The following is a 10,529-nucleotide window of genomic DNA, read 5'->3' as shown; positions in this document are numbered from 1 at the left end:
AACACGTTGCCATGGCTGACGAAGCCTACCGCATCGGTCCTGCGCCGGTTGCCGAAAGTTACCTCCGGACCGACAAGATCATCGAGGTCTGCCGGTTGAGCGGTGCCGAAGCGGTGCATCCCGGCTATGGCTTTCTGTCGGAGAATCCGGACTTTGTCGACGCGCTTGAAAAAGCCGGGATCACATTTATCGGACCAAGCGCGAAGTCCATCCGGTCGATGGGCCTCAAGGACGCAGCCAAGGCTCTGATGGAAAAAGCCGGCGTTCCGGTTGTTCCCGGCTATCATGGCACCAATCAGGATCCCGATTTTCTGAAGGATGAGGCTGACCGGATCGGTTATCCGGTTCTGATCAAGGCCCGCGCCGGCGGCGGTGGCAAAGGCATGCGCCGCGTCGATGATCCGGTTGATTTTGCCGACGCGCTCCAGGGCGCGCAGCGCGAGGGCGAAGCCAGTTTCGGGGATGGCCGTGTCCTGATCGAAAAATACCTCACCAAGCCGCGTCATATCGAAATCCAGGTCTTTGGCGACAGTCATGGCAACGCGGTTCATCTGTTTGAACGCGATTGCTCCTTGCAGCGCCGCCACCAGAAAGTCATTGAGGAAGCACCCGCACCCGGCATGCTCGAGGAAATGCGCAAGGCTATGGGGGACGCCGCGGTCAAGGCTGCCAGGGCTATCGACTATTGCGGTGCTGGCACAATTGAATTCATCGCAGATGTTTCCGAGGGCCTCAACGCGGACAAGTTCTACTTCATGGAGATGAACACCCGGCTGCAAGTGGAACATCCGGTGACGGAACTGATCACCGGCGAAGATCTGGTTGAATGGCAGCTCCGGGTCGCTTCGGGTGAGGCCTTGCCGAAGACCCAGGACCAGCTTGCCTTTGACGGCTGGGCCTTCGAGGCACGCCTTTATGCCGAAGACGCGCCAAAAGGATTTCTGCCCGCCATCGGCACGCTGGAACACCTTTCCCTCCCGCAAGCAAGTGCGCGCGTCGACAGCGGCGTGCGGTCGGGAGATGACATCACCCCCTTCTATGATCCGATGATCGCCAAGATCATTGTACACGGCCCCACACGTGAAGCAGCCCTTGCAAAACTGCTGGCCAGCCTGGAAAGAACCGAGGTGGCCGGGTGCGTCACCAATGCAGGATTTCTTGCTTCGCTGTGCCGACATGAGGGTTTTGCTTCCGGTGATGTCGACACCGGACTAATCGATCGGGATCTGGCCAAACTCGTTCAGGAACCCTCCATACCCGATGATGCAGTTGCACTTGCCGCTCTGACGGCCCTCGGCCTGACCAAACCGGCGGCAGGTGACGATCCTTTCGAAACGCTGGCTGGTTGGCGCATCTGGAGTGCCTCCAGGCAGTTTGCGCTGCTGGAGGTCGCAGACGAGCGTCAGGATGTGGAAGTCCAGGCCCTTGGGCATCAATGCTTTGCGGTTCACCTTGCCGGCAGCGTCCGCAACTATGCCTTGATCAAGGTAGACAACGGCACCATCACCTATGAATGCGAAGGACATCGCGCCAGCGCTGTCGTCGCGGAGGGCAAAAAGGGCCTGACCGTCTTCATGGACGGGCATGCCTTCACGGTTGGTTTGCCTGACACTTTGAGCTCGGATGAAGACGCCGCCGGCGCCGGCGACCAGTTGGTTGCTCCAATGCCCGGCCTTGTCAAAGTCCTGACCGCATGCGCCGGCGACATCGTGACAAGGGATCAGCCGCTCATGATCCTGGAAGCCATGAAGATGGAACACACACTGAAGGCGCCGCGGGACGGTGTCATCGGTGAAGTCCTGGTAGCTGAAGGCGACCAAGTCACCGATGGAACAATCCTGTTGGCAATGGCGGAGGAAGCAGATGCTGCCTGAGGCCAGGAGTTACGACGAACTTGCCGGGAAATTCGCCTGGGATATTCCGGAACGCTTCAACATCGGCGTTGCGGTTTGCGATCATTGGGCCGAACGTGAGCCGGATCGGGAAGCTCTTGTTTTCGTCAATGAAGACGGAGATACAGCGCGATATTCCTATGCAGATCTCAGACGTCTTTCGAATCAGCTCGCCAATCTGCTGGTCAGCCGCGGTGTCCAGCCCGGAGACCGTGTAGGCGTGCTGCTTCCTCAGCGTCTTGAAACCGCCTTTGCACACATCGCCGCCCTGAAGATTGGCGCCATCACCATTCCACTCTTCACTCTCTTCGGGGAAGAGGCTCTGGAATTCCGGCTGCATAATTCAGGTGCGAAAGCCGTCGTGACCGATGCCACTGGTGCGGCAAAACTCGAGAAAATCAGAGACAGGCTGCCTGAATTGACAACCGTCTTCTGCGTCGATGGTGAAGATGGCGGCGCGCAGGATCTGGCCAGCAACATGGCCGGTCATGAAGATACTTTTCAGGCATTCGACACCGCCGCCGACGACCCAGCGATCATCATCTACACCTCCGGTACGACCGGTCAGCCCAAGGGCGCGCTTCATGGTCACAGGGTTCTGCTGGGTCACCTCCCCGGCGTGGAAATGAGCCATGACTTTCTCGGACAAACGGGAGACCGCATCTGGACACCGGCTGACTGGGCCTGGATCGGCGGTCTTCTCGATGTCCTGATGCCATCGCTTTATCTCGGTGTGCCGGTTGTCGCCTGCCGGTTTCGTAAATTCACCGCGGAAGCGGCCTTCCAGCTTTTACAGGATCAGAAGATCCGCAACACCTTTCTGCCTCCGACCGCACTCAAGATGATGCGCCAGCTCAGCAATCCACAGGATCTGTGGCAACTTGACCTGCGTTCAGTCGCATCGGGGGGCGAGACACTCGGCGCTGAACTGATCGACTGGGGGCGGAGGACATTCGGCCTGACGATCAACGAATTCTATGGCCAGACCGAATGCAACATGATCGTTTCCAGTTGCAGTACGCTCATGGAGGCACGCCCCGGCATCATGGGACGCGCCATTCCGGGGCACGATGTCACGATCGTCAACGATGCCGGCAAAGAATTGCCGGTGGAGACACTTGGCAACATCGCCGTCAAACGCCCGGACCCCGTGATGTTTCTCGGGTATTGGAACAACCCTGAAGCAACGGCAAAGAAATTTGCGGGCGACTGGCTGCTGACGGGCGATACGGGCCTTCGCGACGAAGACGGCTGGCTTCATTTTGTCGGCAGGGATGACGATGTCATCACTTCTTCCGGTTACCGCATTGGTCCCGGCGAAATCGAGGATTGCCTGATCAAGCACCCGGCCGTTGCCATGGCGGGCGTCGTCGGTAAACCGGATGAACAGCGTACCGAAATCGTCAAGGCCTATATTGTGCTGAAAGACGGTGCCTCAGCCAGTGAGAGCCTCGCCAGAGAAATCGCCGCCTTCGTCAAGACACGGCTGGCAGCCCACGAATACCCCCGTGAAGTCACTTTTGTGGATGCACTGCCGCTGACCACCACAGGCAAGGTTATCCGCCGCGAGCTGCGCGCCCGGGCAGAAGAGGAGACGTGATCTGACGATCACCTGTTCTGCCAATCACCTCCGCCATCACCCGTGTCGAACCAAACGAGCAAAACCATGTCCGACTTCGTCACCATCTTTGAAATGGGGCCGCGCGACGGCCTGCAGAACGAAAAACTGTTTGTCCCGACCGAACAAAAGATCGAGCTTGTGGACCGGCTTTCCGATTGCGGGTTTCACAAGATCGAAGTCACAAGCTTCGTCAGCCCCAAATGGGTGCCTCAGATGGCCGATGCACAGGAGGTGATGGAAGGCATCTACCGGCATCCGGCAGTCGTCTATTGCGTGCTGACGCCGAATGTCAAAGGCTACACGGCGGCGCGCAAGGCGTCGGCGGACGAGGTTGCCATTTTCGGATCTGCTTCGGAGGGGTTTTCAAAAAAGAACATCAATTGCTCAGTCGCTGAAAGCATTGAACGCTTCAAGCCTCTTTTGGAAAAAGCTCATCAGGACGCCATGCCGGTGCGCGGCTATGTCTCTTGCGTTACGGACTGCCCCTACGATGGACCGACCTCACCGCAGAAAGTTGCTGACGTGGCCGGCCAGCTTTTTGAACTTGGCTGCTATGAGATTTCATTAGGCGACACAATCGGCGCCGGGACACCTGAAACCATCGGCACCATGCTCGACGCGGTTCTAACTGTCGTGCCGTCAGAGAAAGTTGCCGGTCACTACCACGACACCAAGGGCCGCGCGCTGGAAAACATCGAGGTCAGCCTGGAAAAGGGCCTGCGGACTTTCGATTGCGCAATCGGTGGCCTGGGCGGATGTCCCTACGCCCCGGGTGCGAAGGGAAATGTCGCCACGGAAGCCGTTGTCGAGTTGATGGCAAACAAGGGGTTTGAAACGGGTATCAAGCGGGAAAAACTGCAGGAAGTCGTTGCGTTTGCCCAAGGCCTGAGGAGTGTTGAGGCATGAGTTTTGAAACCATTTCCCTCGTCACCGATTCGCGCGGCATCGCGACACTGACGCTTGACCGACCGGAAAAGCACAATTCGCTTTCCGCCCAGATGATTGAAGATCTCACTGCTGCAACTCGTCGAATTGCTGCCGACGATAGTGTGCGCGTGGTCGTGTTGACCGGCGCCGGCGCAAGCTTCTGTGCCGGTGGAGATCTCGGCTGGATGCGTGAACAGTTTCAGGCTGACCGGGAAACCCGCATGACGGAAGCCCGCAAACTGGCCATGATGCTGAAAGGTCTCAACGAATTGCCGAAACCCCTGATCGGACGCGTTCAGGGACAGGCCTTTGGCGGCGGCGTCGGCATGATGAGCGTCTGTGACACTGTGGTAGCGGTCGACACCGCAAAATTCGGCCTCACCGAAGTCCGGCTTGGCCTGATCCCGGCAACCATCAGTCCTTATGTGCTCGCACGCATGGGCGAAGGCAAGGCGCGCCGTGTCTTCATGTCCGCTCGGCTATTCGGCTCTGAAGAAGCAAAAGATCTCGATCTCGTCTCAAAGGTGGTTTCTGAAACGGATCTCGATCAGACGATCGAGCGTGAGATCAAACCATACCTCGGAGCAGCACCGGCTGCCGTCGCGGCCTCCAAGGTTCTGGCGCGCACCCTAGGACCGGACATAACGGATGAGGTGATTGAAGACACGATAAGACGCCTTGCGGACACCTGGGAAACCCCGGAAGCACAGGAAGGCATTTCCGCTTTCTTTGAAAAAAGAAAACCAGGTTGGGTCGTCGCCTGAACGGGTCAGCTCGTGCGCCGTCTTGCGTGTTCAATCAGCGCGGCAATGCGGGCGACATCAAGTTGCTCGGTTTCGGGCTCCTGATCGGGTGGGCCGCCATACATGCGTTCGCGGCGTTTTCGGATCTTCTTCCGCTGCCATTCACTAATGCCCTCAGGCAGCTCTGCGCCTGCCCGGTCCATGCCGATCAGGATCCTTTGAAGATCCGGAAGAAGCTCTGAGGAAATGGTGAATTTCGCGCCATCCTGTCGTGTAAACACCAATGTATTGGTGCTTTGAGCACCGTTCAGAAGGACGGCTGATTTACGACCCAACGATCCGATAGTCGCTTGAAACCAGGCGACCCAGCCGGAGGCCTGCCACAGCCGGACTTCGACTTTCTTCAATTCCTCATAGAGAACGCGCACACGCAAACCGAATTGCGTGAACTCAAATCCATTGCCGAAAAACCGTACCCAGGATGTTTCGTGGCGTACGGCCACCGCGAAAAATATCAGTGACGCGCAAGCCGGCAACAGAGCCAGCAAGGCCGCCAGGGCCAATCCACCTGTCGCTGCACTCATTCCAATGATTGCAAGTGAAAAGAAAGCAATGCCAAGACTGAAACCAATGAGGTCGAACACAATCAAGGGCGGTTGAGAAATCGGCCTGACAGCACCCGAAGGTGCGCTCGGATGCGGAAGCGCTGCATAGATTCCGGCAGCAGCGACCAGACACAGGAGGCTGCTTAGAATCGACATGAAAAAATAGCCGCCAACAATGCCGAGCACGCAAAGGCATAAGGGAATGAGACGGCGAATAAATTCAAGCTTTGCAGTTTTTCCCAACCCGCTCTCCATGAATTCAGACAGTGAACGCGTTACAATCTGCGGAGACTTACTGATTCTTCCATTGAATCAAGTGTGCTTGCCCAGATCAAGATTTGGATTTGACAATCCAATATCATTGTTGATGGAAGTCGAAGGCCTGGGTGAAACTTCCCGCTTCTGCACAACATCTGTCACAGTGTTGAGAGACTGAAAGCTCAAAGAGCTTTCCTTTCGCGGTCCAGATAGCTGAAGGCGGCACGCGCCTTGCCGAACGTGGGAGTATCCAATTGCAGAAACGTGTGCATCAGAACGTCGATATCGTCTGCGGTGAACGGTTTTTTCAAAAACCCGGAAATCCCGATAAAGGCGGCGGACCGTTCCAGAAAAGTCGCGTCGCTTGTCGACATCATGTAAACACCGGTCCGGCTTGAAAGGCTTCGAACCTGACCGGCCAGCTCCAGTCCATCCATACCGGGCAATTGAAAATCGGTCAGAACAACCTTGAACTTGCCCGCAGACAACGTGCGCAAGGCAGCTTCTCCACTGCTTGCTTCATAAATCTCGAAGTCAAAGCGGCTGTCTTCAAGTATCTTCCGTATCGCTGCACGAGCCGAGTCGGAACTGTCAACCAACAGAACCGGAATCCCCTTCGTCATCGCTATATAGGTCGAAACAATGTCGGCGACATCTTCCTGACGAAACGGTTTTCGCAGAAAGTGATACGCACGATGTTTTCGCAGCTGCGTTTCGCATTCCTCACCCAGCTTCTCGTCTGAAGCGATAACCAAACAATTGTTGGACTTGCTATCCGCCAGTTCCGCAATAACCTCAGAACCGTTTAGGCCGGACATTTTCAGGGCAATAAAGGCAACATCGATACGTTTTCTTTGGAGCACGTCGAGCGCAGCACGACCATTATCAACCGTGTCGATATCAATGTATCGCGTTGCACGGTGAACATTGATTCCCTTTGTGATGACGTCCCGAGCAACGCCGCTGTCGTCAGCAACCAGTATGCGAATCATCCTGTGAAGCACAGCAATTACCCCGAAGCGCCAGTATTATTGAGTAATTTCATATTGTTCAAACTGACAATTATCTTAGATGAAACTTTGCATATAAACAATTAATGTCGCAAAATGCCAAGTATACAACCTTAGATTTATTTATCATAATTATAAAAGCAAGAATTCAGCGCTTCGAAACGGAAAACTAATTAAAAAACAAGCAGATGGATTCTAGTGATTAACGAAGAATAATTTCACGCGAACAGAACCGGGTCTGGCAGGCGTCTTCAACGAAACGACGGGAATTCGTTTCTTGAAATCTGGAACAAGCAAGTGGAAAGGTCAGGACGCGACCAGCGCTCATGTGACCCGAGGGGCGGCAGTGCTCTGGGTATGGTGCTGCTGAAGGGACTCGAACCCCCGACCCCATCATTACGAATGACGTGCTCTACCATCTGAGCTACAGCAGCATTTGCCTGGATCACCAAGCGGCGCAAGTTTGGCGCCTGTCCCGGATGCGTCTCCGAGTGGGCCGCTAATTACCGGAGCTTGGCGCCGGATGCAAGACCCTTGAATACGCTTCCCGAAAGAAGATTCACAACTCCCCCCGGGACAGCTCAAAATTATGCGCAGTCGCCTGGATCCGGCAGATCCTGGCGGCTGCGTCAGATCAATTGAAGAATCGTGGACGCTGAGACTTTTTGACTTCTTCCTCGTCCTCGTTTTCAGGCCCCGGATCATCCGGCATGCGCCTCAAAGGGAACTCGATAGGCCGGTTCAGGTCATCCTTGTCTTCAGTTTCACCGACAGCCTCAGCCTTTTTATCCGAATCGCTCTCAACCCCGCTTCCAGCATCAGGCGTCGTTTTGGCATCGGATTTATCCGGTTCAGCAGCTGAGCTATCCTTTGCAGCATCCGCTTCCGGTTCAGACTTTTGGTCCTGATCAGCAGTTGATTTTGTGGCGGCATCTTTGGCGGATGTTTCCTGTTTAGCAACCTCCACAACACCTGTGTCGTCCGGCAGGTCCTTCAGAGCCGGACTGTATCTGACATCATCCGTTGTCCCTTCGTATCCCTGCTTGACATCCGAAGACTGGGCCGCAGAAGCTGGTGCGTCTTTCGAAGCGGTCTCTGCCGCCAGCTCACTTTCGCTTGCCTGTGCAACAGGTTCAGCCTTCAGGTCGACGGTTCTTGTCTCTTCTTCGGCAGCAACCGTCTCCGGTTCAGCACTCGCGACCGGAGCCGCGGCAGTCAGAGCGGGTGCTTCAAACAGGCTGTCTTCAAGCAACTCTCCGTCTTCCTCGGGTTGCCCGACCGGTGCAGCCCATTGAAACGCGTCCAGTTTGCCGGTCACAGGCGAAACAGGCTGCCATTCCGCCGAAACAATCCCGTCGGTAATCCAGACCTTGTCCTGAGGCGCCCGGATTGCACGCGCAAGCCAATCCCGCATGCGCCCCTTGTCACCGTTCTCAGCCTCCTCAAGTTCCGCCATAAGCAGATAGGCGTTGCGTGTCGGCTCTGATTGCAGAACCTTCTTGAGCTGGGTTCGCGCCTCATCAAACTCGCGCGCTTCGATGGCCGCACGGGCGATTGCCATTGCACCTTCCGGCGTATTGGCCCGCTGAGCCGATAGTGATTTCACACGCTTCAGTCGATCCACCGCGGAATCTCCGGTCCGCACATGTGCGTAGGTTTCCGCAAGATCGGGATGTGGTGACAGTCTCCAGGTTGCCTCCAGAACTTTCGAGGCTTTGCGGATGTCGCCGCGGCGCGTTGCCAGACGGGACGTCACAACAGCCGCAGGCACCAGATCAAGCGCAAGTCCATGGGCTTCCTTCGCAAGCGAATAAGCTCTTTCCGGCTCACCATCCTCCAGCTTCAAAGCCAGTGCCGTCAGGATAACCGCGCGCTGACGGCGATAGGCTTTCTTGTCCATCATTTTGGCAGCGTAGTTCCGCTCAAGGGTCTTGAGAGACTCGTCCCAATGATGAGCAACCGCCTGATAACCCAGAACCGCTTTGCCGGCCCATTCAAGGCTGGGCGAGGTCTTGGCAGCTTCTTCAGCATAATGCCGGGCCGCCACAGGTTCCTTGTGACGCTCGGCTTCAACGAACAGACCATGCAGACCCAGCGCTTTGGTTTCGGGGTTCTCCAGCATGTCTTCGAATCGCTGCCGGGCTTCATCATCCTTGCCTGCCAACTGGGCTGTCTGGGCCAGAAGAAGCTTGGCGGCCGGCTCATCGGCGAGCAGCCGATCGGCGTCCAGACCGTGGCGGCGGGCCTGTTTTGCATTGCCCGTTCCAAGCGCGATCAGACCGTTGGACAATGCCGCATAGCCCTTGTCCTTGCGCCGTCGCTGGAAAAACCGGGAGGCAATGTGGGGAGATTTCAGGATCACCCGAATTACCCAGACGGCCAGCAGAAATGCTGCGAGCACGACACCGGCCACCAGTGCGACAACAACAGGTGGTTGCTCCCAGACGTAACCGTCCCAGCTGATCGAGATCGTGCCGGGCAGGTCTGACATCCAGGCAAATCCCGTCGCGACCGCAAACAGCAGAACGAAATAAATAAGGACGCGGATCATCAAGTACGCTCCCGAAAACCGCCGGCATTTCCCGGCTGAAAATTATTGAGTCCGGTCAGCCGGGTCACCGGCTGCCGATTAACTGTCTTTGGCGGCAAGCGCATTCAACACTTCCTGAGACGCTTTATCAGTCAGCGCATCAACAGCAACGCGGGCTTTCGCACGTGCTGCCCAGTCAGCACCCGCAGCCTGAGCTGCTTCCGGCAGCTTGTCATAGGCTGTCAGTGCAGAGTTCAGGTTGCCGTTCGAGACTGCATTTTCCATTTGCCGCAATGCCGCTTCCGGACCGGTGCCATCGGCATCACCGGGTCCGCGAACCGAAACGATAGATCTTGCACTTGCCAGCAGGCTGTCCAGCACATCACCGGAATGATCAGGTTCGGAGAAGGTCTGGAACATCTGACGCGCGACCGACGGGAACTGTGCAATCAGAACCGAAACAGGCTCAACACCGTCCTTGGCATTGGCTTCAAGTGCCTTCAGGTCGATATCCGACGGCAGCCCCGCCTTGACGGCGGCCAGTTCCGTTTCATAAGGCCGTCCGGAATCGACAGCTGACTTTAGCGCCGACACGGATAGAGCCCGTGCCGCGGTTTCACGCGCCGTTGCGTCACCCATCGTTGATTCAACCTGCGAAAGCCGCTTTGAAATTGCACTCAATTCCGCTCTGATATCTTCCAAAGCAGAGGAATTCGCATCACCGACCGATTTGATATCCGCCGACAGGCTGGAAAGTGTCTCAGTTGCCCTTGCCTGACTGTCGGCAAGTGTCTTCAGCGATACATCCGACGTTGAAACCGCCGTTTGAGCCGCCTTGGCGGTTGCCTCGGTGTTTTGCAGGCGGCTTTGAACTTCGGCGAGCGAAGTCTTCAAGCTGCCCAGTTCCGTTTCAAGACCCGAGAGCGATCCGGACAGTTTGCCG

8 protein-coding genes and 1 tRNA gene are annotated in these 10,529 nt (G+C 56.5%); 4 read left to right on the top strand and 5 right to left on the bottom strand.

From position 1 onward, the window contains the following. From K5905_RS17915 to K5905_RS17900, 4 genes are all read left to right on the top strand, one after another. Positions 1 to 1,874 (top strand): biotin carboxylase N-terminal domain-containing protein (locus K5905_RS17915; RefSeq protein ID WP_297586303.1); only part of this gene is annotated, 1,874 nt, incomplete at its 5' end. After that, entirely contained in the window at positions 1,864 to 3,492 is a 1,629-nt protein-coding gene (locus K5905_RS17910; RefSeq protein WP_297586302.1) for an acyl-CoA synthetase, read from the top strand. The genes K5905_RS17915 and K5905_RS17910, both read left to right, overlap by 11 nt. A 66-nt stretch (positions 3,493 to 3,558) precedes the next feature. Continuing rightward, positions 3,559 to 4,419: a hydroxymethylglutaryl-CoA lyase gene (locus K5905_RS17905; protein WP_297586301.1), complete on the top strand. Its 861-nt coding sequence runs from the start codon at positions 3,559 to 3,561 to the stop codon at positions 4,417 to 4,419. Next, entirely contained in the window at positions 4,416 to 5,204 is a 789-nt protein-coding gene (locus K5905_RS17900) for a crotonase/enoyl-CoA hydratase family protein (protein WP_297586300.1), read from the top strand. Before K5905_RS17905 ends, K5905_RS17900 begins: the two co-directional genes overlap by 4 nt. A 5-nt stretch (positions 5,205 to 5,209) precedes the next feature. On the opposite strand, the gene K5905_RS17895 is transcribed toward K5905_RS17900, so the two are convergent. From K5905_RS17895 to K5905_RS17875, 5 genes are all read right to left on the bottom strand, one after another. Further along, positions 5,210 to 5,944, bottom strand: a complete 735-nt coding sequence (locus K5905_RS17895) for a hypothetical protein (RefSeq protein ID WP_297586298.1) — start codon at positions 5,942 to 5,944, stop codon at positions 5,210 to 5,212. Positions 5,945 to 6,228: 284 nt separating this feature from the next. Further along, a complete protein-coding gene (locus K5905_RS17890) occupies positions 6,229 to 7,038 on the bottom strand; it encodes a response regulator (protein ID WP_297586297.1) in 810 nt (269 codons plus the stop codon). Positions 7,039 to 7,414: 376 nt separating this feature from the next. Beyond that, a tRNA-Thr gene (locus K5905_RS17885) sits at positions 7,415 to 7,490 on the bottom strand. 200 nt (positions 7,491 to 7,690) lie between these two features. Beyond that, positions 7,691 to 9,607, bottom strand: a complete 1,917-nt coding sequence (locus K5905_RS17880; RefSeq protein ID WP_297586295.1) for a heme biosynthesis HemY N-terminal domain-containing protein — start codon at positions 9,605 to 9,607, stop codon at positions 7,691 to 7,693. Between the two features lie 78 nt (positions 9,608 to 9,685). Further along, positions 9,686 to 10,529, bottom strand: an 844-nt coding sequence (locus tag K5905_RS17875) for a COG4223 family protein (RefSeq protein ID WP_367186984.1), incomplete at its 5' end; no start/stop codon positions are given.

Origin of the sequence: Roseibium sp. (assembly GCF_025698965.1) — a bacterium.
Taxonomy (GTDB): Bacteria; Pseudomonadota; Alphaproteobacteria; order Rhizobiales; family Stappiaceae; genus Roseibium.
The sequence above is the reverse complement of the archived record's forward strand: the minus strand, read 5'-3'. Positions and strand labels throughout refer to the sequence as shown.